The organism is Gilvimarinus gilvus (assembly GCF_030518155.1).
GTDB classification, from domain to species: Bacteria; Pseudomonadota; Gammaproteobacteria; order Pseudomonadales; family Cellvibrionaceae; genus Gilvimarinus; species Gilvimarinus gilvus.
This window is the reverse complement of record NZ_JAULRU010000514.1, coordinates 41,637-68,404: the sequence shown is the minus strand read 5'-3', so window position 1 is coordinate 68,404 and position 26,768 is coordinate 41,637. Positions and strand designations below refer to the sequence as shown.

General features: G+C 50.0%; 26 protein-coding genes and 1 tRNA gene. 23 read left to right on the top strand and 4 right to left on the bottom strand.

Annotated elements, in window-relative coordinates; genetic code table 11:
* Positions 1-104 precede the first annotated feature (104 nt).
* Positions 105-1,196: a redox-regulated ATPase YchF gene (ychF, locus tag QWI17_RS09490; RefSeq protein WP_302722269.1), complete on the top strand. Its 1,092-nt coding sequence runs from the start codon at positions 105-107 to the stop codon at positions 1,194-1,196.
* A 102-nt stretch (positions 1,197-1,298) separates the two neighbouring features.
* On the opposite strand, the gene QWI17_RS09485 is transcribed toward ychF, so the two are convergent.
* From QWI17_RS09485 to QWI17_RS09475, 3 genes are all read right to left on the bottom strand, one after another.
* Complete coding sequence (locus QWI17_RS09485; RefSeq protein WP_302722268.1) at positions 1,299-1,574, bottom strand: HigA family addiction module antitoxin; 276 nt, start codon at positions 1,572-1,574, stop codon at positions 1,299-1,301.
* Positions 1,575-1,588: 14 nt separating this feature from the next.
* Positions 1,589-1,867, bottom strand: a complete 279-nt coding sequence (locus QWI17_RS09480) for a type II toxin-antitoxin system RelE/ParE family toxin (protein WP_302722267.1) — start codon at positions 1,865-1,867, stop codon at positions 1,589-1,591.
* 403 nt (positions 1,868-2,270) lie between these two features.
* Positions 2,271-4,421 (bottom strand): transporter substrate-binding domain-containing protein, encoded by a 2,151-nt coding sequence (locus QWI17_RS09475; RefSeq protein ID WP_302722266.1) that lies wholly within the window; start codon positions 4,419-4,421, stop codon positions 2,271-2,273.
* 115 nt (positions 4,422-4,536) lie between these two features.
* On the opposite strand from QWI17_RS09475, the gene QWI17_RS09470 reads away from it, so the two are divergent.
* The 22 genes from QWI17_RS09470 to QWI17_RS09365 all read left to right on the top strand — a co-directional run bounded on the left by QWI17_RS09470 (position 4,537) and on the right by QWI17_RS09365 (position 24,271).
* Positions 4,537-4,613, top strand: a tRNA-Met gene (locus QWI17_RS09470).
* A 79-nt stretch (positions 4,614-4,692) separates the two neighbouring features.
* Positions 4,693-5,556, top strand: coding sequence for a ParA family protein (locus tag QWI17_RS09465; RefSeq protein ID WP_302722265.1), 864 nt, complete (start codon positions 4,693-4,695; stop codon positions 5,554-5,556).
* A gap of 2 nt (positions 5,557-5,558) precedes the next feature.
* Positions 5,559-5,957 carry a hypothetical protein gene (locus tag QWI17_RS09460; RefSeq protein ID WP_302722264.1) on the top strand — a complete coding sequence of 133 codons (399 nt, stop codon included), beginning with the start codon at positions 5,559-5,561 and terminating at the stop codon, positions 5,955-5,957.
* Between the two features lie 3 nt (positions 5,958-5,960).
* Positions 5,961-7,616 carry a ParB family protein gene (locus QWI17_RS09455; protein ID WP_302722263.1) on the top strand — a complete coding sequence of 552 codons (1,656 nt, stop codon included), beginning with the start codon at positions 5,961-5,963 and terminating at the stop codon, positions 7,614-7,616.
* Between the two features lie 36 nt (positions 7,617-7,652).
* Positions 7,653-8,213, top strand: a complete 561-nt coding sequence (locus tag QWI17_RS09450; RefSeq protein ID WP_302722262.1) for an STY4526/YPO1902 family pathogenicity island replication protein — start codon at positions 7,653-7,655, stop codon at positions 8,211-8,213.
* Positions 8,213-9,559 (top strand): STY4528 family pathogenicity island replication protein, encoded by a 1,347-nt coding sequence (locus tag QWI17_RS09445; RefSeq protein ID WP_302722261.1) that lies wholly within the window; start codon positions 8,213-8,215, stop codon positions 9,557-9,559. Before QWI17_RS09450 ends, QWI17_RS09445 begins: the two co-directional genes overlap by 1 nt.
* A 108-nt stretch (positions 9,560-9,667) precedes the next feature.
* Positions 9,668-9,967: a hypothetical protein gene (locus QWI17_RS09440; RefSeq protein ID WP_302722260.1), complete on the top strand. Its 300-nt coding sequence runs from the start codon at positions 9,668-9,670 to the stop codon at positions 9,965-9,967.
* A gap of 72 nt (positions 9,968-10,039) precedes the next feature.
* Positions 10,040-10,276 carry a hypothetical protein gene (locus QWI17_RS09435; protein WP_302722259.1) on the top strand — a complete coding sequence of 79 codons (237 nt, stop codon included), beginning with the start codon at positions 10,040-10,042 and terminating at the stop codon, positions 10,274-10,276.
* Between the two features lie 36 nt (positions 10,277-10,312).
* The gene (locus QWI17_RS09430; RefSeq protein WP_302722258.1) at positions 10,313-11,164 is read left to right on the top strand and encodes a PFL_4669 family integrating conjugative element protein; all 852 of its coding nucleotides are present in this window, start codon (positions 10,313-10,315) and stop codon (positions 11,162-11,164) included.
* 20 nt (positions 11,165-11,184) lie between these two features.
* Complete coding sequence (locus QWI17_RS09425; RefSeq protein WP_302722257.1) at positions 11,185-11,757, top strand: hypothetical protein; 573 nt, start codon at positions 11,185-11,187, stop codon at positions 11,755-11,757.
* 248 nt (positions 11,758-12,005) lie between these two features.
* Entirely contained in the window at positions 12,006-12,431 is a 426-nt protein-coding gene (locus QWI17_RS09420; protein WP_302722256.1) for a single-stranded DNA-binding protein, read from the top strand.
* Between the two features lie 291 nt (positions 12,432-12,722).
* Positions 12,723-13,976 (top strand): PFGI-1 class ICE element type IV pilus protein PilL2, encoded by a 1,254-nt coding sequence (gene pilL2, locus QWI17_RS09415; RefSeq protein ID WP_302722255.1) that lies wholly within the window; start codon positions 12,723-12,725, stop codon positions 13,974-13,976.
* 8 nt (positions 13,977-13,984) lie between these two features.
* On the top strand, positions 13,985-15,499 hold the full coding sequence (locus QWI17_RS09410; protein ID WP_302722254.1) for a hypothetical protein: 1,515 nt from the start codon (positions 13,985-13,987) through the stop codon (positions 15,497-15,499).
* 7 nt (positions 15,500-15,506) lie between these two features.
* The gene (locus QWI17_RS09405) at positions 15,507-16,727 is read left to right on the top strand and encodes a hypothetical protein (protein WP_302722253.1); all 1,221 of its coding nucleotides are present in this window, start codon (positions 15,507-15,509) and stop codon (positions 16,725-16,727) included.
* Positions 16,728-16,730: 3 nt separating this feature from the next.
* The gene (locus QWI17_RS09400; RefSeq protein WP_302722252.1) at positions 16,731-17,390 is read left to right on the top strand and encodes a hypothetical protein; all 660 of its coding nucleotides are present in this window, start codon (positions 16,731-16,733) and stop codon (positions 17,388-17,390) included.
* A 16-nt stretch (positions 17,391-17,406) separates the two neighbouring features.
* Positions 17,407-19,167, top strand: a complete 1,761-nt coding sequence (locus QWI17_RS09395) for a GspE/PulE family protein (protein WP_302722251.1) — start codon at positions 17,407-17,409, stop codon at positions 19,165-19,167.
* Entirely contained in the window at positions 19,160-20,263 is a 1,104-nt protein-coding gene (locus QWI17_RS09390; RefSeq protein ID WP_302722250.1) for a type II secretion system F family protein, read from the top strand. Before QWI17_RS09395 ends, QWI17_RS09390 begins: the two co-directional genes overlap by 8 nt.
* 2 nt (positions 20,264-20,265) lie before the next feature.
* Positions 20,266-20,712, top strand: a complete 447-nt coding sequence (locus tag QWI17_RS09385; RefSeq protein ID WP_302722249.1) for a hypothetical protein — start codon at positions 20,266-20,268, stop codon at positions 20,710-20,712.
* Positions 20,713-20,714: 2 nt separating this feature from the next.
* Complete coding sequence (locus QWI17_RS09380; RefSeq protein ID WP_302722248.1) at positions 20,715-21,203, top strand: type II secretion system protein; 489 nt, start codon at positions 20,715-20,717, stop codon at positions 21,201-21,203.
* The gene (locus QWI17_RS09375) at positions 21,200-22,342 is read left to right on the top strand and encodes a competence type IV pilus major pilin ComGC (protein WP_302722247.1); all 1,143 of its coding nucleotides are present in this window, start codon (positions 21,200-21,202) and stop codon (positions 22,340-22,342) included. The genes QWI17_RS09380 and QWI17_RS09375 overlap by 4 nt, the downstream gene beginning before the upstream one ends.
* A 137-nt stretch (positions 22,343-22,479) precedes the next feature.
* Complete coding sequence (locus QWI17_RS09370) at positions 22,480-23,898, top strand: hypothetical protein (RefSeq protein ID WP_302722246.1); 1,419 nt, start codon at positions 22,480-22,482, stop codon at positions 23,896-23,898.
* A gap of 133 nt (positions 23,899-24,031) precedes the next feature.
* Positions 24,032-24,271: a hypothetical protein gene (locus tag QWI17_RS09365; protein WP_302722245.1), complete on the top strand. Its 240-nt coding sequence runs from the start codon at positions 24,032-24,034 to the stop codon at positions 24,269-24,271.
* A 42-nt stretch (positions 24,272-24,313) separates the two neighbouring features.
* On the opposite strand, the gene QWI17_RS09360 is transcribed toward QWI17_RS09365, so the two are convergent.
* Positions 24,314-26,728 carry an AAA family ATPase gene (locus tag QWI17_RS09360; RefSeq protein WP_302722244.1) on the bottom strand — a complete coding sequence of 805 codons (2,415 nt, stop codon included), beginning with the start codon at positions 26,726-26,728 and terminating at the stop codon, positions 24,314-24,316.
* Positions 26,729-26,768: the final 40 nt, after the last annotated feature.

The following is a 26,768-nucleotide window of genomic DNA, read 5'->3' as shown; positions in this document are numbered from 1 at the left end:
AGCATCGGACGTCAGACATCCAACGTCTAGCGATTTTCCGCTTTACCCCTCTATTCATGTATAATTCCGCGCTTTGTTAAACCCTCAAATCAAGAGACAGTTTCATGGGCTTTAATTGCGGTATTGTCGGTCTTCCCAACGTGGGTAAATCCACCCTGTTTAACGCGCTGACCAAAGCGGGCATTGGCGCCGAGAACTTCCCGTTCTGTACCATTGAGCCCAATGCCGGTGTGGTCGCCGTACCCGATCCGCGCCAGGACAAGATTGCCGCGATTGTAAAGCCGGAAAAGGTGATTGCCACCACCATGGAATTTGTCGACATTGCGGGTCTGGTTGCCGGCGCCTCGAAAGGTGAAGGCTTGGGCAACAAGTTTCTGGCCAATATCCGCGAAACCGACGCCATCGCTCATGTTGTGCGCTGCTTTGAAGACGAAAACGTGATTCACGTAGACGGCACCATCAACCCCGCCTCGGACATTGACGTAATCAATACTGAACTGGCACTGGCCGATTTAGAAACCGTGGAAAAAGCCATTCAACGTTTTGCAAAAGCCGCCAAAGGCCAAGACAAGCACGCCATGGCGATGAAAGCATTGCTGGAAAAGGTTCAGCCGCACCTGGACGAAGCCAAGCCACTGCGCTCCTATGACCTCACCGATGATGAACGCGCGCAATTGCGTGAGCTGAGCCTGATGACTTTAAAGCCGACCATGTACATTGCCAATGTCGCCGAAGATGGTTTTGAGGACAATCCGCACCTGGACCAGGTTCGCGAAATCGCCGCCTCAGAAAATGCGGTGGTTGTGCCTATTTGCAACAAAATTGAAGCCGAAATCAGCGAACTGGACGACGACGAAAAAGCCGAATTTTTAGAGGCCTTGGGCATGGAAGAGCCCGGCCTGAACCGCGTTATTCGCGGCGGCTACGATCTGCTAGGGCTACACACTTACTTTACCGCCGGCGTTAAAGAAGTCCGCGCCTGGACCATCCCCGTCGGCGCCACCGCACCGCAAGCGGCCGGTAAAATTCACACCGACTTTGAAAAAGGCTTTATCCGCGCTGAAGTGGTTGGCTATAACGACTTTGTCGAACTCGGCGGCGAGCAAGGCGCCAAAGACGCCGGAAAATGGCGCCTGGAAGGTAAAGAGTACATTGTGAAAGACGGGGATATTGTGCACTTTAGGTTTAATGTTTAGGTGATAAAAAGTCGGACGTCTGACGATTTCTTCTGCTAGGAAGAGGGGGACGCAGGCGGACACGGGACGCCTCAACCGAGGCAAGCGGGGTTTATCACTCGATTAAGCGGCGCCCTTACTATGGCGAAGTTGGTACAAATCGTAGTTAGCCTGCATGGAAAGCCAGAACTCGGCCCCGCCGGCACCCACCTGTTCCAGCGCCAGTGCCATTTCCGGCGAGACAGACGCGCTGCCATTGATTACCCGGTTCAGCGTATTGCGGTGGCAGCCGAGTCGGTCGGCGACAATCGCGATGCTGTCGATTTTGCGACCATCTTCGTCCTCGATCAGTCGTTGCCGGATAATACGCCCGGGGTGCGAAGGGTTATGCATGGCCATGGTGGCGCCTCCCGTCAGTGGTAATCATCGTAATCCAGCAGGTGGATATTGCCGTCGTGAAACTCAAAAAATAACCGCCAGTTACCCGATACGTTGATAGCGTGCTGGCCTTTAAGCTTGCCGCTTAACGGGTGCAAGCCCCAGTTGCCAGTGGCAATATCATCAAGGCTGGTGGCAACATCCAGCACGGTTAGGCGGTCGCGAAGCCGGTCAGCATGATCGGCGCGGATACCTTTCGTGCTTCCCTTGTCAAAAAACGCCTTCAAGCCCTTGTGCTTAATGCTTTTGATCATCCCTAATCAGCCCACCTTTTTACGGCAACTTTAATCGATTGTAACGCGTCTCGCGACACGGCTCAATGCCGCTTTACCTCGTCTCCCTCGCACCCAAAACGATAAGTGGTAACGACTGATAAGCGTTTAGCAACAACGTATCAAACTGAACTTATCCCCTGCCAAACCCTTTGCGGGGTTAAACACACTCAATCCTTCGCTATTTTTTGCACCACAGTAATGTTATCTCTCTTTTTGGCATCGGACATTAGACCTCCGAGATTTCCCCCAGCTTTTCAAACCCCGCCACCAGAGGCGCGCCATTTAATTCCCGGCCTAACAATGCCCAGTTACGACACAGCGTTCCGTCGATGACTGCCTTTTTTATCTGACATCAGACCTCCGACGTCAGACCTTTTTTATCCTACTCCGCCGACAAATAGCCCCGATAGCGATCGCGAATATTGCGCACGTATTGCACCGGCTCTTCACCGCGTACGTAGCCAAACCGGGCCTTGCTGTAGTATTCCTTTTTCGATAACAGCAGCATGGCGCGCTCGACATTGTAAAACCAAACGTCGGGGTTCCAACCTTGCTGGCGCGCCAGGCGGCGGGCGTCTTGTACGTGGCCAAAGCCCGCGTTGTAGGCGGCCAGGGCAAACCACAAACGCTCTTCCAGCGGCAAATACTCTTCGAACCGATCTCGCGTCCAGTCCAAATAGGCGATACCGGCTTCAATGCCGGAGCGCTCATCGAATGGCATGGCGAATCCCAATTCTTCCGCTGTGCGCGGCATAACTTGCAGCAACCCGGTGGCACCGGCGTGCGACTTCGCCTCTGGGTAAAAGCGGCTCTCCTGGTACATTTGCGCCACAATCAACCGCCAGTCAAACTGATACCCCTCACCAAGCGGCTTCACAATATCATCGTAGGGCGACAGGCTATCGGCAAAGGTCAGGCGCTGGCCTTGATATTTGCCAATACGCGACTCGTTTTTGAAGTACTTGTTATACACCACATTGAAAAACAGGCCCCGGTATTTCGCATTCAAAAACGCGTTGAGTTCGGCCAGCAATTGCGGATTGGATTGTCGAACCGCCCAGGCGTGCTCTTTTTCTTCAAAGCGGTGACCCGGCGCAAGGTTGGTGGCAAAACGTTTTTCAATATCCACCAAATGGCTGTCGGCAATGGTCGCATCAAAGGTGCCGTCGGCGACCGCCATCAGCAACTCGGTGGTGGAGGCATCCTGCTTCACCAATTCGAACTCGACCCCCTGGGCTCTAAGCGCCTGTGCACGCTCCCAATACGAGGTTTGCGGGTCAATCACCAGAGTTCTGCCTGCCAGGGCATCCACAGTCGGCAATGGCGGCTGCTCGGCTCGCGTGACCAACTGCTCCGCCACCTTGTTGTAGTACCGGGTAAAAGCGACGCGCTCGGCCCGCTCAGGGGTAACTGTCATGGCCGCCGCAATCACATCGCCCCGGCCGGCATTAAGCCAATCAATGGGGTCTACCCCGGGTGGCGCCACCTCCACCTCAAGGCGCAAGCCCTGCTCCTTGGCAAACTCCCTCAGCAATTCGTATTCGAACCCCATCAATTCGCCCCGCCACATAAAGTAACTGGCGGGGTTGTTGCGGGTAATCATGCGTAAAGTGCGGCGCTCTTTAATCGCCGGCAAGTCGTCTTTGTGATACTGAATACTGGAAAAGTGAATGGTATGACTGGTCAGATAACGGTTGAGCTCCACCAATAGCTTGCTCGACTGCGGTCGCACCGCCCAGGCCACCGCGCGGGTTTGCGATACCGCTACACCCTGCGCAAAATCGTCGCGGTACTGGCTTAGGGTTTCAGCCAGGGTGTCATCAAGCACGGTCGCATCAAATTCACCACTTACCACCTTATCTACAACCACATCGGGGTTACCCGACAGGGCCAGCGGCACCACATCAAACGTAAGCCCCTCGTTTTCGGCCTGAAGGCGTTTTAAACTCCCCACATAGGACGAGCCCTTAGGTACCACCACACGCTTGCCAGCTAAATCCTGCACGGCCTCCAGTGGCCCGGCACTGGCAGGGGTAATTAACCGTTCGGTAGCATTCGACAGGGGCAACGAAAAGGCCACCCTCTCATCGCGCTCTTTGGTCTGAGTCAAATGGTCAACAATTAAGTCACCCTCGCCCGCCAATAGCGCCGGCATCAGCTCCTGCATAGATTCTTTGATAATCCATACTGGCTTTAGCCCCAGCGCCTGCACAAAGTCCTCGGCGAGCTCACGGTACCCCTCAGAAGGCATACCCGAACGCGGCAAACCCTGATATTCCCGAAGTGGCGCCAACAGCCGAACCACACCGCGCTGACGCAGTGCATCGAGATCACCCTGCTCGACGAAATTGACAAAGCCCGGCTTCTTTTCAGCCTTCTCAGCCGGCGCTACGGAGGCGACCGAACTGCTCGCCTGCGCCTCGGCCGCTGGCGGTTTATCACCCTGACCACAAGCAGCCAACAGCACAATAAACAGCCAGCAAAAAACCGCCAACCCCCCTTGACCTAACCTGATTTCAATACGCTTATCCATAAACATCAATATACCACGGCACCAAGAGTTACCGCCCCATTCTAAACCCAAGATTAATTGTAATTAAACCTTGACTTTACCCTGCCCGATAGAGAAAATACGCGCCCTCAGATATGGCTAGGTAGCTCAGCTGGTTAGAGCACAGCACTCATAATGCTGGGGTCGGCGGTTCAAGTCCGCCCCTAGCTACCATTTTCTAAGTGGTAGTAAGCCCACTTCTTTGGACCATGAGTTCTTAATCGTTGCGTTAAATCAACGGTTGGAGGGCTCTATGGCCAAAGTCTATTCTTTAGTTTCCACCAAAGGTGGAGTCGGTAAAACTTCTATCTCAGTGAACCTAGCTGCAATCTTTGCAGACTTAGGGCAACGCACACTTCTTATTGATACTGACTTCGCTCAAAACTTGAGCAAGTATTTCAATATCCCCTTCCCGGCCGACTCTGGCCTGACTCAATTGATTACCACGACAGACCCCGAGGGCTGTATCAGCCACACCGGATTTACGAACTTAGATATCATCGTCAACGATGACTCCAAGGGCGACAAAGGCGGTCCGATCCTGCCCTTTCTTCGCGAGTCCAGCAGTCATGTCTTGTATTTCCACATGGCCCTCCAGAAGCTGGCGACCGAGTACGATTACATCATTGTCGATACTCAGGGGGCCATTGGTCTGCTTCAGGAGGCCGTAATTCTGGCCTCGGACGAGGTAATCAGCCCTGTTGTGCCCAATTATCTGGACTCGACCGAGTTTGTGACAGGCACAGTCAATATGCTGCGCTCCTTTCTCCCGGCGCCAGGCATGAAAACCACCATTGCCGGCCGACCCCTCCCTACCTGTAACGCACTGATCAACCGTATGGGGCGAACCAACGACTCACGTGAGATGGCTGAATGGCTTAGCAGGGAGTTCGATGAAGTTGGCGATGGCATGGTCCGAGTGCTTAAGACCATCGTTCCCGATATTGCTGCCTACAACAAAGCTGCAGGACGCTCTGAACCGGCGCATCGCTTTGAACCGAAGCGCCGGGGAAAGACCCCGAGCGCGCAGGAAACCATGTTGGAGCTCGCTTACGAGCTACAGCCTAAATTGACTGGCCGTAAGCCCCACGATGTCTTATCGGCAGTGGAGGCCTAGTCATGATCTATCGAGCCGTAGTGGAAAGTTTCGATCCATCAGGCCAGTTCGACCAAAGTGGCTATGTCTTTTTGGTCGCTAGCAGCAAGGATGAGGCACAAGAGCGTCTGGCAGCGGCCTGCACGCTCTGGTGTGATGGGCGCGAGCATGATGCTTACAACTTGAATTCCGAACACGAGCTGATGCGAGATTGTATCGAATCTGCCTTTGAGGATTCCCACCTGGTTGGGGCTGGCTGTCGAGGCCAAAAGATTACCTTTGCCTACCCTGGACGCAGTGACAGTGAGCAGCTGGGTATCTTTTTGCCACCGTATCACCAGCAGAGGCTGGAGGCGGCTTTTAAGAAAGCTCAAGCCTACGACCGAGACTGGACTGAAAACACTGAGAATGGAGAGGGTTAAGTCATGGCCTCTAAGAACAAACCTGTAGATTTGTCTGAGCGGCTGACACGACAGTCGCGCACTGTCGAGGCAATACGCAAAGACCCCGCGATTCCAACGGAAATCACGGTCACCTTGGATGAGCTGGTACCCAGTGAATTCAATCCGCGTCAGTCGGTGAACCCAAAGTTCGATGATATTAAGGCCTCGATCAAGGCCCGAGGCCTCGATCATCGTTTTAATGTCACTCGTAAAAGTGTTGATGATCCGTATCAAATTGCCGACGGCGGTAATACACGTCTTCAAGCTCTGCAGGAGCTTTGGGAAGAGACCGGCGACGAAAAATTCTTTCGGCACCAGGTCACTTTCAAGCCGTGGGTGGATGATGAGGAGTCGTTAGCCGGACACTTGGTAGAGAACGATTTGCGCGGGGATATGAAGCTCATCGAGCGTGCCTTAGCCGCAAAGCGTTGGATTGGCTTGATTGAGGAGAAGGAAGGCAAAATATCCATGCGCAAAGCGGCCGATCGGATGAAGGCTAAAGGCTGGGGTATAGATTCCGGAAACCTTTCCGTATTGATGTACGCCGTGGACTCCTTGGTCGAGCACCTGCCAGATTTACTTTGGGCGGGAGCTGGTGTTTCGATTGTTAAGAAAATTCGAAGCTATGAAAAAGCGTTCAAAGCGTACTGGGATTCACTAATTGAAAACGGTGAAGAGCCAAAAGAGGATTGGGATTCGCTTTGGCAAAACACTTTAAATGAGTTCGATGACGTCGCATTTGATTTTGATGGTTTCTTTCAGTTGATGAGCATCAAATTTTCGGACGCGGTAGACGAGCCATTCAGTGCGGTAAGTTCGGAAATATTTAACATTATGAAAGGTGGCAAGCCTTCAGGTGTTAAATCACCTCAACCCAACCATCCGAACGCTCAGCCAGAACCTTCGACTCAACCAGCTACAGCTGCACCTGAGGCCAGCAATTCGACACCGTCACAGCGCCCCATCCAGGAGCCTAGCAGCGCGCCTGGCGCTTTGACGCAACAAGTTGCAACACCAAATGAGGCACAAGCGCCAGCTGTAACTGCCGCCAGGACACCGCCAGGTACTACACAAGATGACACTCCCGCCGAGAGCGATCAACTTTCAAATGCGGGGCAAGCAGGAAACTTCCAGCCGAAGACGCTGGACGATCTTCTACAAGAATCGTATCTCGCCAGTTGTATGGTCGCTGAGGTTCACGACATCGATCACCTCTTAATGCCTACCTACGGTGAATACGACACCGCACCTGGTATCGGGTGGCATATCGCGGCTGATCTGTTTGGTGGCTTCGAGACGATGTTATCCGAGCTAAGGCCTATTCAGAAATTGTGGGCTTACGGGCTCATGATTCCGTTCATCGGTATTGCGCATGATTGTGCCGAGAAAGGTCAGAACGACGTGGTTGAAGCAATCAATGCCATGTTGCCTTTTCCGTTTATGCGGCTATTCGAGATTGTGGGCGTTCAGCAAGCCTATATACACACCAATATGCTGAGAACCCTGCCGGATTACGAGGGCGCATCCGCCCAGCATAAAAAGAGCCAGCAAGGGTTACTCGCTTTTGACAAAACGTTAGCAGCCATTAGGCAACATTGTGCCGACGACTACACGAGTCTGTTTTTGGAATCGAAGTAAACAACGATGCGCACGATCACGCAAGGAGGTATCGCTGTGGGGCGAGACAACAAAACCATCAATTCAAAGCAGCTGGCTTCTCTGAATAGAGAGGCACTGTATACCGCGGCTACAGCCGCTCAAACCTCTAACTTCGCCCTCTTGAAAAAGATGGGCGTTGAGGAGACCTGCTACGACTTATTGCGATCTGTCACGCTACGAGCGTTGGATCGTATGACCGACTTCCCAGCACCTCTCGTAGATGTGTCGTTTAACGGGAAGGCGCTCAGTAATTTTTTAAATCACCAAGAACTAGAGCACTCCGAAGAGACCGACACTGACCGAGCGATTCGATTGGGAATAAGACAACCTATGCTGAACGCGCTGACGGGGATCAGTCGAAGAGACTATGACCAGCGTAAGCAAGCTCTGGGGCTACCACCCCAGGAGCGAGGCCGAATCGAGTCACTGACAGAAGCTGAAGAGCTGGATGCTCTTCGCCAATGGGAACAGTTAAAAAACTCCAACCTATCTGAATTACGCAAGTTGTGCTCTCTTTCAGAGTCGACAGGCATAGGAATCGACAGGTTGTGGAACACGATCATGGAGGGCATTTGATGTCCGACCTGTCCCCCATCATTAAGCAGATTTCTTTTGCCGAGCAAAGCCTGCTTCAGCAACGACGAATTGACAGCGGTGGCGCCAACTCCACCGGCAGCTCCGGTACCAGCATGGGCGTCATCTTTACCGGTAACTTTCATCATAGTGTGCCCAATCACTTAATCTTTGATGGTCAGCTGAGGCCGGCGGATAAACTTCTATGGCAGGTTCTGAGGGCATTTATCTCAAACCCACAGATGCCTGGCTATGTTCCCTCTCGCGAGGAGTTAAGTGCAGCCATGGTGTGTTCAGCACCTACCGTAGCGAACTCTCGGGCAACATTGCGTATCAATCGCTGGATGACCTTCTGCCGCACGGTCCGCGATGAGCTTCAGCGGTTTGTGGGCGATGTGTATTTGCTTCATGAGGAGCCGTTGAGTTTGGCAGACACGCTGGAACTGGATTCTGGGTATGTACAGTTCCTAGAAGCCCAGGTAAGTGGCGCTAGTGCGGGTAAAGCCAATCGCAACCTAGCCAGCCAGGTTCTTGCTCAAATAAGTGCGCTGGAGTCGACCCCAAGAAGCCCCACTCAATTGGAGTCCATGGAAGACAGACTGAGAGAAGCCGTTTTTGGGAAACGTACTTTGATCACGACGAGTGAAGAATTCGATAGCCATGTTAAAAATTTTAACACGGCTCTGACTGACGCTGAGGATGAGAAAATCGCTTTAAACGAAGTAATGCGGGCTTCAGAGGAGCCTTTGGAAAGCCATGATAAGAATTTTAACGCGGGTCAAAATAGCCATGTTAAAAATCTTAACACGGCTTTTGATAAAAATTTGGCCGATAAAGAAAATTCTTTACACGGCTCCGAAAAAAATATTTTTTATCCCCGCAGTATTGGTAGTAGTAGTATTAATATTAATAAATATATTACTACGCGCGCACGTAAGGGAATTCACCCATCCACTGAGCCAGCACGACGGCACGACGCAGACCTGGATAAACCCTTGGCTGAGTGCCTGACCGCCTCCCATCTCGGCTGGCTGGTCGCCGACACCACGCAACCCATGCTGTTCCTCTGGGAAGTCTATCGAACCAACATCCCGGTCATTGGTCGCGTATTGCTGGGTCTTGGCGAGGAGGCCCGACGTGATGTCATGTGTCAGCTCTTCGGTCGCATGATCTTCAACGTCAAACATCCCGGCACTGAGCCCATCCGCAACATCGTTAGCTTCACGAAAGCCTTGGTAGACCGCCGTCGAGACAACGTCATGATGCTGGATGAATGGGGGCAGATGGTGAAGGAAGCCATTGAAGATGGTGAGCCGCATTTCTTGATTGGCCATGGGGATTTGCCATGAGAATGCCTGCGACAAGTGTTGCACCCTACAACACTCCGAAGCTGAATCCGATGAAAATCCAAAGTGCTGTAGGGTACAGCACTCTGAAAGTTCGATTGGAGGTGGTCAATGGCTAGGATCGAATTTGTTTGGTATGGCGGCGTAGGCGAAGGCCACATTCCCATTCCAGGGCTGACTTCTGAAATCTACGGCGGTGAAAACCAACCTCCCGTTAAGGTTGTCGTCGTACAAGTGTCTCGATTAGATCGCAGGCGCCATCGCTATTTTCTTTACACCAGCGACTCACGCATGAAAGCCTGCAAAGAACGATGCAATCATTCCCTATGGCCCGACGGTCAACATGGTCCCGATGCGTGCGTGAAGTGCAACATACGAATTCCTGAAAAATCCAAAGAAACTGGAAGCTGAAGATTCCACGTGAAACACATAGTTCGCTTGGGGCAAGTGGATTAGAAAAACCCATACGGTTGGAGATTGAGAATGGAACAATTAAACCCGAGAACACTGCGAGACATCGCCGTAGACCTATCGTCGATGGCATCGACCGCTGACGGTGAATACATCGAAGCATACATTCGCGGTGGAGCAATATCGCTGATGCTTTTAGCCACGAGTCTGGAACAGGGTCAACTGGAGATATCCGAAATTGAAGGTCACTTTGTGGAAATGATCAGTGACCGAGAAATGCAAAAGAAAATGCGCGGGTCTCGTTGGTGAGACTGGTACAAGTTTACAACCTTAGGGGGATCAATCATGGAACATGAGACAAACGAAACGATTCTGGATTTGGAAGAGAAAGCGGAGCTGCGTGCTGAGGCTAAACGGAATCTGAACCGGTCGCACCCAGACGGTGCCGACAGCATTGTCAAACCTGCGTCAGTTCAGGGGCGACCTGGAAGGCTTGAGACTGGCGGTGGCAAGATCACATTAGAGACACGGCAAGCACACGCCCTGTTCTATGGCCGTCGTGGTGATAAAGACAAGAACATTTATCCAATCGTTGGCCTGGTACGGTTCGCCAAGAATGTGGCGGAGATATGGCATGCCAGTGAGAATGATGATCCCTATGCGGATCAGGCATTGTTGGAAATTGAAACAAAGTTTGAGGATGCGACTGCTTTTATTCGGGCACAGAAGAAACACATTGAGGAAATGCTGGAGACTGAACTTCAAGGTATCGACATGCCGGACACCCACAGTGTCGATCCGGCTACGATGGATATTCAGTTCTATTCTCCCTGGGCCTACCGCTCAGCTATCTTGCTGACACAATTTGACCGAGTGGTGTTATCGGCGATGACCGCGAAGAAGATGGGCCTCATGTTTGAGGATGATTGGACTGCCAGCATCGTGAAGTGTTCATCATTGATTCGATCAGTATTTGAGGCGAGTCGTCTTTGGGTGAATACATCAGTTAAGCGTGATGATTTGGCCGCGAACAACAAAGTGGCTCAACGTGCGGCAAAAGTATACGAGTCACACAAGCCGACTATGCCCTCATTGTCTGAGGATGTTCGTAAAGGTGAGCGTCGAGCAAAATTAGCGCCGCGTATTAAGACCGGTGAGTCTGCGGACGACCGACAAGAATCACTATCGGATATCTGACAGAGAGGAATATCGGTCATATGGCGGTCATTACTTTAAAAGGCCTTTTAATGGATAAGGGCGGTCACTCCGTTGATCGCTGGAAAGATCAGATTGTCCGGCAGCTACAGGCAGCCGATCAGACAGCTCGCAATACAGTGCAGGACTGGAATCGTTTTTATGGCCCTGAGTGTGAGTATGTCACTCTGTGTTACAGCCCAAGGGCTGGTAGTCATGTGAAGCGTTTCGATGTACCAGAAGTGCGCATAGGCGATCTACGATGGAGGGTGTTAGCCAATGGACAAGAATTTGGTTTCAGTCTTCACTCGTTTGTTCGGTTAACCTCTGGTGTCCGAGAGCGAGTAGATAATCGCGCAAAGGTCGCCGCAATGATGAGCTGCATTCAAGACGAGTCACCAAAATTTGCTGAGAGCATGTATTCCTACGATGCTGTTGGCATGAGACTGCGTGTAGAAATAGATTCGTATCTAGCGATATTCAAATCTTTGGTAGCCGCACAAGTCTGGAAAGACAATATTGCTGGTGAAGTTAGCCCCTATTCGAGTGGTAAAGAAATTCTCGTTCGATCATCTGTTGATGGCTTTGAAGTCTGAATCGTTTAGAAATGTATTTGTACGAAGTGAGATCAATTTAATAGTTGTCTGCCCCTACACTAGGGTTATACTAAAGCCACTTGCCTACAGTCCGACCGACTAAGCGAGTGCGCAATTATTCACGGGGGCTTGCCCCCGTTTCTTTTTCCTTCCTAATTTGCACACCTCTTGTTCAGTTAAAAGCTCTAACCCGTTCACAATTTTAAGTATCCTCAATCCTCCAAAATTTTATATTGAGAGGATGTCCCATGGCGCTCAGCATTTTTTCCCACGAGGGTAATGTCGGTTCATTTGAGTACAAAACCGTTCCGGTCAAAGGCGAAGATAAATCCGTTTTGAACATCTCATTTCGTGCCGATGTGAAAGCGCGTGACGAATCGGGAGAATGGAGCAAAGACAACGGGTTCTGGGTGGATGTGGAGTTCTGGGGCAAACGCTCGAAGGCTGTGGCTGAATTGCTAAAAGTGGGCGCTCGTATTGTCGTGATTGGCGAGCAGAGAATGGAGTCCTTTCAATCCAATGACCCAGCGACGCCAGGTCAAGAAATCTATCGTTTAAAAGTCCGTGCTGACTCAATCTCGTTCGCCCCAATGGGCATTGAATCCATTCAATACAAGCCAAAGGCCGGGCCGGCGAATCAAGGCTATCCAGCCGAGGATCAATCACAAGGCTAATTTTTCCATGTACTACATCGCGGGGGCAGGCGATGGAGAAGAAGACATTCCTGCAGAGACTGCGGGTACTTGAACGTGAGCTATTGAAGCTGCAGCAGTGCTCTCTGGATCAAAGCGTGAAGATCATTGACCCAGATGAAATGCTGTTCAATCGAATTGGGGTTGTGAGATCCCTAAAGCTAACGAACACATGTATCTACCTGAACATTGAAGTTGGAACAAACATCGGGTTGTACAGGTTGGAGCAACTGGGCGCGATGAACACGCCCCTACATTAAACCGGCGATGATTATGAGATATTTATTACTGATAGCACTGACATTTTCCGTAACGGCCAGCTGGGCGGGCCAAGATCCTATAGCCATCAAGACCGACCGGTATACGCTGGCTGTGATGGAGCCGACTCAAAGTTCGGTTAATCCACTCTACACGGCCGTGACCGCCGCCTTTGCGACTGATGTTATTACGATCGGTGAGGCTGTCGATGAGGTCCTTGACGGTACCGGATATCGCGTTCGGCGCAATGCCGACCAAACCCATCGAGGTATCTATCTCGATTCAATCCTGCTAAACCAGCCACTGCCTGCAGCGCATCGTGAGCTAGGTCCTCTCCCTTTGATTGAAATACTCCAAGTAATCGCGGGAAGCTCCTGGACAGTGAAAGGTTCTGACTTATCCCGCACAGTCACGTTCACCCTGAATGATGCCGCTGCACCTTCAAGTGCCTTGCTGGACATTCTGGTCGATGAGGTGGATGGACTGGCCTATACCCGGAAAGCGCCAACAGAAGTGATGGGGTCGACTGGAATGGCTGCCGGACAGTTCGAGCCAAATGCCGCGATTGGGGGCTCGACTACGAACGTGCAATCCAATGTGGCCGTCCACAGCAATACTGGGGGGCCTTCCCAACATTCTGTATCACCCCGCTCGGTAACAGCAGCAATACCTACTGGAACACCCATAGAGACGTCTACTGGGGCCTCCCTTGAGCTGCCTGATACAGCTGTCATATCCACACCCGGACTAACCCTGGCCGAAGGCGAGAGTCTGGTATCGGCGATCATGAAACTCCAGTCCCGGTTTGACTTGGATGGTGTGGTCTACAGCGTTCGAGATAAATCCTTTGATATTAACCGTCTGAATATTGGAGACGATATCGAAGTATCAGAGGATCTGATGAGCACCGAATCAATAGCGCTCAATGATGTGCTGAGTGGTTTCATCGTATCAGGCCAAGGTGATCGATCACTGATCATTACCGACAACTCTTCACTGAATGCATCCAACACCGTGGTATTTGATGTGAAGCCCGGTAGCGTGCAAAGCAATGCTAAGCGGCTGCTATCTGAATTTGGCTGGGAGATGCCTTTCAAGGATGGCTGGCAGGCTCAGGACTACCCCATTACGTCCTCCTTCCCAATCGCAATCTCGCGCGATGATCCCCGCCAGGCCTTCAGTGAACTTCTAGCCGAGTATCCCATTCAAGCGCGACTTAACCCGAGTACGACCACGGCGTATTTCGTACATCGCAATCCGATTCAATAGGGGCAGACATGCAATTCAGACAATATATTCAGCGAACTTTGGTGATGCTTGCCGCCTGCAGCGTTTCGGGCTGTGGAGTGATGGGATCATTCAATGACAGTAAACAAGGCCTGGAGTCGGCCGAAGAAAAGATTTCCGCAGCCGCTACCGATACCAGCCAGGATGCGGCGATCTATGTACAGCGTCCGGCCGCCAATCTAACGCCAATCAAAGAGCCCGAAGGTCCCGCTTGGGTAAACCAGCCCTTAGCGCATGACGTTGATGTGGCAGGTTTACCGATTGACCAGGTGTTGGATCTAGTTTTAACCGAGACCGGCATCGTGGCCCAACTCGATTACAACGTCGATCCATCCTTCCGGCTGTCTATGACCCATCGTGGCAGTGTACGTGGTGCCCTGGACAAGATTGCTTCGCTGTCCAATTACTCATATGAGGTCAGCGACACCTCTGTACATTGGAGTGCCTACGAAACCGAGACATTCACCTTACCAATCCTTGGTGGCAACTACAGCTACATGGTGGGGAAGAAAAAGCCCCGCGACGATAACGCCAATAACGGTGGATCGAGTGAAATGACACCGATTGATTCGTCGGCTTTTGATGTTGACCGCGATCAGTTCAGCAACACTCAGGCAGAAGGGTTAAATCCATTCACTGATGCTAAGACTACAGTCGAAAGCATTGTAGGCGATTACGGTGTGGTGATTCCCTCCGAGTCATCGTCGACCATTTTAGTAAAAACCACACCTGATTTGATGCGCACCGTGCGCTCCTATATGGAACCGTTAATTCAAGAGCTTTCCACTCAGGTTGTACTAGAAATTAGAGTCCTTCAGGTGACCACGGAAAACAATGCCGAGGTTGGTTTGGATTGGACGGCCGTGAAAAACACCGCCAGCAGTCAACTGAACTTTTTTGGCGAATCCCCCTTTGGTGTTTTCACTAATGATGCGCCGATTGCCTTTTCCGGTAGCCGTCAAACCGGATCAAGCTCTATTGATGTTCTGGTAAAAGCGCTTGAGCAGCAAGGTCAAGTGTCGTTTGTGACTGAACAGCGCGTCATGACACGCAGCGGTAGTGTTGCCGAAGTCGAGCTTGCCGATATCGAGGGCTATCTGGCCGCGTCTCGCACAACGAATACGACAGACGTGGGTAGTACGACAGAGCTTATACCTGGAATTCTCCAGGGTGGTTACACACTCTATTCGATGGCCAAAGTCTTTGACGAAAACCGAGTGTCGGTTGTACTAAGTAACAGTGGGTCCGAGCTGCAGCCCACCGAGACCATTGGTACTGAAACCGACTTCATCCAACTGCCTCGAATGAAACGTAATCGTTTCAACATTCAGCAAGTAGTAAGCGATGGCACAACAGTGGTAGCGGCCGCGGTTCGTCGTGAAGAAAACATGAGCAAGCAGGATTCCCCTATACGTACTGGCTGGGCTTCTACATCAGCTGGAGCCAGACACCGGGTGACCGATATCTACTTGCTGGTGACGCCCCGAATCATTCGGAATATCTGAGGTCGTCATGGGAATCATCATCGGTAATACCCGTTATGTGGTTGGCGCTCAACGTGAGCGTATTCCAGCGGCTCAACAACCCTCCAAGATTCAGATCAAGGTACAGCAGTTTAAGCAAGTTTATGAAAGTACCTATCCCTATGCGTCCATGTATGAGCGTCAGGGCTATTGGAACCTGGTGTTCAGCACCGAACAAGGTGTAGCACTGGGTGATCTGGTCAGAAGCAATATCGACGACAATAACTTTGTGTGGATTAACCAGGTAGACGATGGCTCACACCTGGTGGTCGTTGGTCATGGATCGGATGTTGACGAAAAACACGTAAAGCCTGGCGAGTCCGACAAGCTCTTTTGGAACAGCATTGTTAGGGATCTGGATCAGTACAAGGTATATCTATACGGAGAGTTGCCTGAGGATCTTAAGGGGTTTACGCAGTTTGACATCGATGAACGCTCGAATGCGGTTATCAGAGATTCCCCACTGATCAATAAACTGTCGTCTTTCACCGGCGCGACGCTAATGCCGCTGGAAGAGGCCTTGAAGAAACATACGAGTGCCGGCAACAAGCCTCTGCTTGTGGCAGGCCTGATAGCCATCGTGGCGATTGGTGGTGTGTTGTTCTTTACGCTGGGTGATAACGAGAAAGAGCAGGAGGTGGTCGATAACTTTGCTGACTACCGACAGCAGTTTCAAACCCCCTCCGCGACCGCTGTCTTCAATGACGTTTGGTCCATTACTGAGGGCATCCAGTTTATCGCGGGCTGGAACTTACGCAGCTGTTCTTTAAGTGGAAGCCATCTCAGTTGTGAATTTTCTCCCACGCTTTCCGCCTACGTCAGTGACCTGGAAAATCGGTTAACTCAGATCGGTCGAGACTTTACCGTTGATCTGGCGAAGGAGAACGCGGTAGCCAATATCGCGCTTCAATTGGAAGACAACTCAAGGCCTTACCTGATCACGCCCGTCTCTGAGTCGGAGCGAGAAGTTCGATTCAATCTGTTCTCGAACAAGGTGGTGGACAGTGTCGACTTTGATACCACCGTTCCAGGCAATCACTGGAGTTCTCGCCATGTCCTAGTCAAGAAATCCGGCGCGGGCTCTCACACCTTACTGCAGTTGGCTAAGGCCACTCGTCATCTGCCTGTGTTTATCGATTCTCTGACAGTGGATCGCGCGGGCGTTGCATACAACATTGAAGCAAATTTAAAAATCGTGGGTGCTAATTAAATTATGAAAACTTCAGAGAAGGTCCTTATTGGCATATTGGTGGTGGCCGGTGCAGCCATCGGTTACTCAGAGCTCTCTGGCGACTCGGACAGTGTAGCTGACAAAGAAATCGTCAAAGTGCCCGATCCGGTCCTGGTACCTGTTCAAGAGTACAAAGACCAATCCGTAGACCCAGTCATCCGACTTCCAGGCAATGCTGAAACCTTGATAACCAAAGAACATCAGCTGCTGGTCGCCGGTTACGACGCCAAGATCGCTGAGCATAAGAAAACCGCAGACATAGCGGAAGTCGATGTCGATAAAGCCAAGGCTGAGCTGGCTAATCGCCGTAAAGAGGGCGAAAGCCTGGCTAGTCATAACACAATGTACAACCCACAACAGCCCACAACGATTGATACAGCGGCAAGCAAATCTGAGCACGTGCCTTCACAGGTGGCCATCAACACGTTTCTCCCCGACGGCCGGGCGATCACCTCAATCAACGGTGTCTCTACCGTTGTCTCTGAAGGCCAGACCTATGCTGGCATCACGATCAAAAACATTGATCGATCTGGCCAACGGCTGACCTACACCGACGGCGGAGTGAGCAAGTCCATTGCCTATTCGAAATTGGTCGGACGTTCCCACCCGACAGTAAAACCTATGAAGTCGAGCACCAAGTAATCACCGAGAGCGCCTTATGACATCAGATATGCAGAGCATTGCGGATATGTGTGGCACCAGCCCTGTGCTGGACATGCGAGACATTGCCGGCACACCGGTTCAGGACGAACGCTTACGTTCCTATTTGGCTGACATGCAATCTTGTGTGCTCCTGGATACAGATGAGTTATTGACTGCAGACATATCCCACAAAGGCTTACAGACGGCCAGGAGAGCCAAGGATTTTTTAAAGACATCACACGGTCTGGACGTCACGATTCGCCCAGCGGAGCAACAAATCGTCTCGATGTTGCGCTCGAATAATACCGTTCCTCAAGGCACCGCCGAAGAACCTACTCAAAGTGAGTTAAACACCGTTGAGCGTTCCGCTATTCAAAGGCTCCTGGATATTCTGGTTCAGTCGGCCTACCAGGCCGGATCTTCCGATGTGCATATTGAGACCGATGAGATCCTGGGACGCTCGATCGTCAAGTTTAGGGTGCTGGGAAAGCTGGTCGAGCAAACGGGTACCAGTTTTCGCCTGACGGCAGAACAGGGCCGAAAATTAGGGGCTCTGATTGTGAACTTCGAGTCCTACCGCACCGGAGGGACGTCACCAAAGCCCTTTGACGTCAACATTCCGGTGGACGCCAGCGTCACGGTAGAGATCAGCGTGGGCGGCCGTCTGCGCAAGGTGAAGATCCGCTACGCCCACCAGCCCATGGATGATCCCAAGGGTATCAGCATTGTTCTACGGTTACTGTCCGCCGATGGCGAAGGTAAGAACCCAACATTCGTGGAGCTAGGCTACAGCTCAGGCCAAGTGGCGCTGCAGGAAAAAGCTTTTGCGTTCCCTCACGGGATTGTGCTTTACGTTGGCCCTACCGGTTCGGGCAAGTCCACAGCGCTGTCGGCCGGGGTTACCATCCTTGCAAAGGGCGGAACCCGGAAGATCATTACCTACGAGGACCCGGTAGAGAACCGAATCCCCGGTGTTTGCCAAACACAGGTCAATGAAAAGCGTCCTGAGACCTCCTGGGCAAGCTATTCAAAATCGACGATGCGTCAGGACCCGGATGTCATTGTCTACGGTGAGATCCGTGACCCTGAAGTACAGTCCAGCGCATTCCAGCAGGCGAATACCGGTCACTTGGTGTTATCTACACTCCACGCCAACAGCGGCGTTGTGGCCATTGAGCGAATGGTGGATCTTGGCGCTCAGCCGAGCCGGCTGGCCTCCCCAGGGTTAATCCGGGCCATCATCGCCCAGCGTCTGGTACCCGAGCTCTGTCCTGCGTGCAGTCAACGCTTGGAGGATGTCGTAGATAACCCCAGGGCTACGGATGATCACCGCCGTGTCTGGGATCACTTTAAGAAAATGACAGCGGAGAACAATTCAGGAGCTTTGAAACGTATTCGTACCAAAGCGGTTGGTGAGAACCACTGCCAGCATTGTGATGGCCATGGGATTAGCGGTCGCGTCCCGATTGCTGAAATCATTTTCCTGGACAAACTAGGACGCGGATACATCCGCAATGGCGACCTGAATGGCTGGCTGGATTACTTGAAGTCTACCGGCTGGAAGTCGATGGAAGACAATGCCGCCGATAAGATCCTCGCGGGGCGACTGTGTCCAATCATCGTTGAGAAGTCACTGGAATCTCCTTACGGGATCAATGCGGACAGCTTTGATTACGCGCAGTTTGATCGTGATATTGAGTCACGAAGAATCGCAGAAATTGAGTCACGCCAGGCAGCGATTGCCAACAGGTCGTTGGAGGTCGTTGAGAATGGATAATTACTTTACTGAGCTCGTTAATCTAAACTCTTTGAGCGAGTCGTTTAACGATTCACTACAAGGTTTAAAGCGGTCTTTTCGGTTTAGTCGTGCGAAGCAGGCTGATTTTCTTCGCGCGTTTGCTGGCCCCATGACAGTGGGGAAGCAACCGATTGAAATCTGTGAACACATACGCAAACACGGCTCGACCATTCAGAAGGAAGTCGCCACACTGATTCTTGCGTCGCTCGAAGAAGGTGGTGGTATTGCATCGGCTATGGAAGGATGGATCGATCCGGTTTCTTTGTCTGCACTTAAGGCGACCGAGGAAGCGGGTTCAGAAGTGTTTGTACGTGCCTTGGAGCGCATTGCGGATGCACTGGAAGTGTCGTCACAGGGGCGCGCCAAAATCATCAAGCTTGCCATCTATCCCTCGATTATCTTGATTGCGACGATCGCTATTATGATTTACCCCGTTGGGCCGGTGATTGAAAGTCTTAAGTTGATGATTCACGGTAAATCCGATCCAACACTCGACAGTATGACCTCTCTCATCGAGTTTTATGTTCATTGGTTATGGCTGGCGGCACTGATCGGTATCGGGCTGTTCATTGGATATCGCTGGTATATGGCGAACAGTATCTCCAGCTTCAGACACAGAATCGATCAAATACCGATTTTTTCTGGGTACCGGCTTTCAATTGCGAGCAAGTTTATCTCGACGTTCGCGCTCCTCAAAGAGTTCGGCATGCCTGCCTCACGAATTTTTAACATCCTGAAAGATTCTGGAAATAACTATCAACGGTATCACGCTACCTTAGCTCAATTTAACTTGGGTGAAGGTGCCATAAGCGAAGTGGACGCCATGGATACAGGTTTGTTGGATGACTCGCAAATTGCGACGCTGCATCTTTACGCCAGTGCCGATGACGACCAGCTGATCGCTGCAATGAACAAGGCCGCAGATGTAGTCGGAAAATCCATATCGAAACGTTCCACCTACGCTGCTTATCTTGTAGCTCTTCTCATTGGGGGATGGGCTTTTTATAACGTCATCATGATCGTATCCGTACTCGTAGGGTTTAACCCTAAGGATCACATGCAAATTGGAGTCTAACCATGAAAAAACCATTCTTACCCAAACGCCAGGCGGGCATAACCGCAGTAGAAATAATTGTCGGCTTGGCCGTACTTGCGCTAGTCCTCCTCTACGCGGTTCCCAAAGTGAACAGCATGTACGAAAGCAAGCAAGAAGAATCGCTCATCAGCGATATATCCATGCTTGTTGCTGGTGCCAAAAAAATGCGTGGTATTCGGAGCAGCTACTCCGGCGTTAGCTGTAATACCATCGTTTCTGAGAAGTACGCCAGCATGCCGTTCACCAGTTGTACCGGTGCTAACCCTCAAGGTGGTGACTACACGGTCAGTGCCAGTGGGTCGACAGTCACTATCACAGCAACAGGATTGGAGGCTAATTTCTGTTCGCGTGTCGAAAACGCGATCGCACCATCCTCAACAACTGCAGCGTGTTCCGGTGGAACACTGACGACGACGTTCAGAGGATAATCGTGAATCCACGACAGCAAGGTTTTACCTTACTTGAGATAGTGACCGTTCTTGCGGTCCTATCTCTTGTGGCTATTGGAGGGATCAGAGCGGCTGAAAGCTATTATCGCGATGCCGATTATAGACTCCTTGAAAGAAATGCCGCGCTTGTCATGAGCGCTCTCAACGGATACTACGACATGCATTGCAGTAGTGCATCGTTCAGTCCGACACCGTCGATAAGTCATTTGGTCGGTCTTGGTCTGCTTGATCAATCATCTTTCGCTGATAATCCATTCGGGTCTGATCTGACCGTTGAAATTGACCAAACGTTGATGGTTAAAGCCCGTGTTTCTGGAGTGTCGGCATCTAGGCTTTACGCTACTGTGGGTGGAACGCGATATAGCGGCAGCGAAGTGATTTGGGAGTCTGCGCCGACGGTTCTAACCGCCCAAGAAAATGTCTACAACATGCAGCTTAAACACATGTACGAACCAGGAGTGTGCCAATGATTCAGTATTTTAGGTCTAAAGGCTTTACCATGATTGAGCTGACCGCTGCGTTGGCTGTCCTTGGTTTGATTGCGTTGTTCGCGATTCCGAAAATCGAAGAAGAATGGGCTGAGCGCATTGTGAATAATGCGGCTAGCCAGGTGCATGACGTGCTGACGGCCGCCAGACGCCATCGTCTGGACACTCAAGCTTGGCCAAACAATGTTGGCGCTTTAGTGACTGGTGGTTACTTAAGTTCCGGCATGGCAGCGGCGCCATTGGGTGGCAGCTATACCTTCAACCAGGTTGGAGATGATTTTGAAGTCCAGTTCAGTGCGGCGCAAAGCGTCTATGCGAACAGATTATTGGCAAGACTTCCCTACGCGCGTCGAATTGGTGTAGCCAATGTGGCCACTGTGATTCCGATTCCAGGGCACGAAGTTTCCTATGCAGCACTTGATGATAAGTACTACCACCGTGACGGTTCCCGCGAACTTACTGGAACCTTTGCCGGTGGTGACCAGGACGCCGTGAATTTGCGCAATATTGAAATGACGATGCTTACAGACAGGGATGACATTACCAAGGTGCTTGATCCTTCTGACCTATCAATTATCCATAACATGGAGGCGAACCGAGTAGATGCTAACAATGTGGTAGCGGATCACACAGAAACCGGAGCACTTAACCTTTTGCAAATGGCCGGAGATGGCGATAGGTGCAATTCTTTAAGCGGTAATATCGCTATCAATGAGGATGATCGTAGATCGCTTCTTGTTTGCTATATGGGAAGGTGGATGGCCAAGGAGGAGAGCCGCTTGATTGCGCTGAGCCCTAGAATCCTTGTTCAGAGAAGAGGATATCAATCTGGGCAGCTAAACAGTACGTACGGGGGGAGCTATTTGGATGATGCTAGAGTGGCATTAGTAACGGCTCGCTGCGAGTTGGCGGGATCCCATAATTCTGTATTTACTATTCACGCTGCTGGCAGCCTACTTCTATCGGTTAAACATGCAGGCGATAGCGGTCACTCTGATAGTGCGTTTGGGATGACTCTCGCCAATGTGACTAATGGCCGTATTCGACTGACTTCCAATACCTCACACGACCACCCTTGTGAAGACGGATTTATTGTCCATGTAGTTGGGTATTCGACTTAGATTGTTTACGCTTCTGCGCGGGAAGGATGCGACTTAAAAGAAATCATTCGATAAATCGTATGAGACTGAATATCAGATTGACAGATATTTTGCAACCCCCAAACTGTAGGAACGTCATACAAGAAAGGATGTGTTCGATGAAAATTTCAAAAGCTCTTCTAGCAATTTCTGCAATCACCCTGGCTGGATGTGGGTCCGGTTCTGGCTCTTCTGGAGGGGATACGGGTGGATCCACTGGCGGTCAGCGAGGCAATATTGAGGATCGCCCAATTAGTATTAGTGAAAGCGATCGAGAGATGACCATAATTGAGATTGTTGGTGACTCTATCATGAAGCAAACGATACCTGCCTATCGTGGATTTCCCATGGAGTTCACGCTTAACGGGTTAATGAATGAACGTTTTGAGTTAACCGATATTGAAGGTTGCGGCGGTGTTCGCTCGATGAATCCCGACGCTCCTTTAGTAAGCCAATACGAAACCGTTCATAACGTACCTGGTGATTGCACGGTTACCGCTACATATTCTCTCGCTAGTGAGACACCGCATCTCATATCCGTAGATCTGGAAGGCTATGGAACATCAATTTCCCCTATGGACCTATCTGTTCCTAGTGGTGAGAGTGCTTATTTATTTGTAAGTCGCGAACCTGGCTATGATTTGAATATTACTGGCTGTAACGGCTTTCTAAATGAAGGCACCTATGTCATTGAGTCGGTGACTGAGAATTGCAAGATCACGGCAGAATCCACGCCCACCAGCGCTGAGCAGGTCATCATTACTACATCAGCAACGCTTGGCGCTCGTATAGTGCCATCGACAGCTACAGTAAATAGCGGCGACCAAGTGACTTTCGATATCGAGTCAGGCTATGGTTTCACAACAGAGGTTACAGGCTGCGATGGCACCTTTTCTGAGGGATCATATCAGTTTACGGCAACAGCTGATTGTACGATTGACGTTGTATCTCTGCCTGACAGCGATAATCCAATTTTGACGATTGAAACCTCAAACAACGAACCAGTTTTTCTTCAGATCGTAGATGAGAATGGCTGGGAAAACCCTGTTCTCGCTACGATCCCTTATGTCGTCCTTAGGGATTCTATTGAATCTATGGACATCCAGCTTGAAAGGCCATCAGGATCAATATTGTATTCAGCCGATGGCTGCCATAGAGATCCCTATCATAATGATATAATTCATGACGGTATCATCCATTTATACGACGAGCTCCCACTGGTTCAAAATGATTGTGTGCTTACCCTCGAAACTCGCGTTTCGGACTATACGCCAGTCGGCACCGCGTCATTATCCAAGTTTTTCACTGACACAATGGAAAACGAAGAAATTTCAAAAATTGCATTTGTCGGCACTGCCTCACAGTTTACGATTGACGAACCAAACAAGTCAGTGGATGAGCTTAATGGTCACTACCTTTGTGAGTATCGACGCGATGAGAACCTAGTTACTGTTTATCATAATCAAACGTATACAAAATGGAACTCCCCAGATATTGGATTATCGGAATTGTGCTGGTCAACCATAGACCTTCAGTGAAGTGATCTTGTCAAATGAACACAGTCCAATATGCGTTGGGCTGTGTTCTTCAGGCTTCACGCCTTACGACGACTATAGTATGAAGCGATCCTACAGTAGGCTTGTTTTAGCAACCCACTGAAGGGAGCTTTATATGGACAGGCAGACAGTAATATACCTTCCGAAAGCCTTTACCAAGGCAACTGAAACCGTACTTTGGATTGGTGGCGGATTCACGTTAATCATCGCATTCGTATACGTTATTCGCAATGGGGTGGTGATTCTGGGAAGCGGGCGAGATGCTGCATTAACACCCTGTGTCGTTTGGCTATCTCTAGCCTTTGCTGAAGCTATTTATAAACGCATTCCATTTGATTTTAAAGTCCGCATTTGAGGCTGCTTTTGAGCCCATCGGAAAGCTTTCAAAATCCCCTTGTTACGAATTTTCCACCCCAATACTTTGAAGCAGCGCCGAATACTGGTCTGGATCTTTTTCTTGAATTTTTCGCAATATAAAATTTGCTGTTGTCTTCATTTCAGGCACATCAACAGGCAAAACACTTCTCTCAAACACACCCTCCAAATGGGAAAACTCATTGTTTATGCGATCCGTTAGTGACGATGCCAATGCATCATCCCCGAAAAAACGCGCCAACTTATTATCTCTTTCTACGGCATTGGGGTATTTGTAGTATAAGAATGCTTCAAGAAACTTTCGGGCATTGTTTCCAAAATTGTAGTAGCAATCATGATTTTCATCACTCTCGATCTGTGCATGAGCGCATTTATAAATTTGATGAAACAGGAAGTTAAATTCTGTGACGTAGTCTTTGAGGTATCGAGGCATCAATGTAATTTTACTGACTTGATTCGTTCTAGTAATTATAAAGTATTGAGACTTATTTTTATTAAAAGCGCCGGGTAGTCTCTTCAGATACTTTAGAAAATCCAAATTGTGAGTCGAAATAAATAGTTGCTTAAAACGGTCACGCTCCTTAATCTCATCGCCATCTTCATATTTCTCTGGGGTTACAATCTCTGCATTAATAAGGCTGTAAACAAAAAATATATGATTTGCATCCAAGCTGGAAATGGGATCATCGATCCAAATGATTGGCTGATTACCTTTAGTCTCTATGTCTTCAAGCTTGGCCATGAAGTAACAGAAAGCTATCAGACTGCATTCTCCTTCGCTGAGATGGAATGCTTTATTGTCGTTTCGAATTACCTCAAACCGGTATCCAGATGACGCGTCCCCTAGCTTTTCCTCAATGGCTTTTAGTGAGAGATACTGGTGGCCGAAAAAGTTGTTCAGATAATCGTTTACCCTATCAGCCCCCTTGCTTTCATCTTTTAGCTGGGCCTTCAGTACTGCGATCTTTTCTCGTTTTACATCAACTTTTTCTTTTACAATGCTTTTAGCTTTCTTCGCTTCACCCATCGCCATATTAAATGACTCAATGGCCGTACACTCGTCTTCATACTTAATGTCGTTCGTGAATGTGTAAACCTCATGAAGGCGAAGAGCCGCACGAGCTTCAGATTGGTCGGCGCTTAGCGAAGCTGTAAGCTGGTTAGATGCGCTTCTGAGCTCCTCATAGGATTCCCTGACCGCATTCAAAGCACCTTCAACAGTCTCAGACACTTCAAACTCAAGAGGCGTAAAAATGTCATCTCTTCGCTTTTCGACCTGTTCTTCTATCGAGTCCAGACTCTCACTGTAAGACTCTGATAAGGTCGACAACTGTTCTGACAACAAATCCAAGTCGACTGTAAAGTTAGAGTAGAAATCCGAGTTTTTTATTTTCAGTAGATTAGGAGCTCGGGATCGCTCACGTTCAATCAATCCAAGCAGGGTTTCCAATGCTTGACGAAGCTCTTCAGATTCCTTATTAAAATGCTTGTCCAGCTTCTCCCACAAATCTTCAGGAAGGTCTTCGCCACAAAATGCGCACTTATCTCTTTTCTCTTGATGGTGGTCCCGACCACTCCTCACCCACAAGGCCAAGGCCGCATCGTTTAGCAATTCCTGAATTGGATCAGATGCCTGAATCTTTTTTTCAATGAGCTCCTTAGCCTTTGAAGATATAGCAGAGTATTGAAGATTGAAAGTCGGTGATTCAAGGATTTCCGATTTGGGTTCTTCTCTCAGGAGGTCGTGAAACCTGACCACCTGCTCATCAGTAAGCGGAGAGTATGTGTCTTTAGTAACAGTCGAGATGTCTGCCTTTATTCTCGTAACATTGTAGTTGGCATCACCAAACGTTTTATTATGCTTGATTCCAGTGCCTGCCTGATTGGCTTTATCACGTAACTTCCCCTCCAGTTCGGACGACTTATCGTCATGGTCTTTTTGGGCTCCGTTGAATTTTTCTTCAGCCCCTAGGAGTTCTCCCAGTAGCCCATACTTCTCCTCTTCGCTCCCAAGTTCGGCTTCATGCTTCTCAATTTCTTCCTCAAGCTTTGTGTTGTCTTCCCCCAAGATGGCGAATGAATTGATCGTCCGCTCGTCATCAACAATGAACCGAAGATTGTCCCGAACAAAGTCCTCATTGAAAACCCGAACTATTTGACCATGATTGCTTAATGAGCTTTGCGTGGCAGTGCTGCCGCCATCAAAAGACAATTGAAACTTAGGTGAACCATATTTGTCTGATATCGTGCCGGTTTCGAGAGCTCTGATTATCCGCGAGAGTGTTGTTTTACCAGAGTAGTTCCGGCCATATAGGATGTTTAGTTTTTTAAATTCTGAGATGTTGTTACCTGCACCTCGCATAGATGATGACCACTGAAAATCATCATAGACCGCCATCCCTTTAATTGAGTCTATTTTTTTAATCTGTCCACTCATGCGTGTCCTTTTTGGCTATACTTAACGCCCCAAAGCAAAA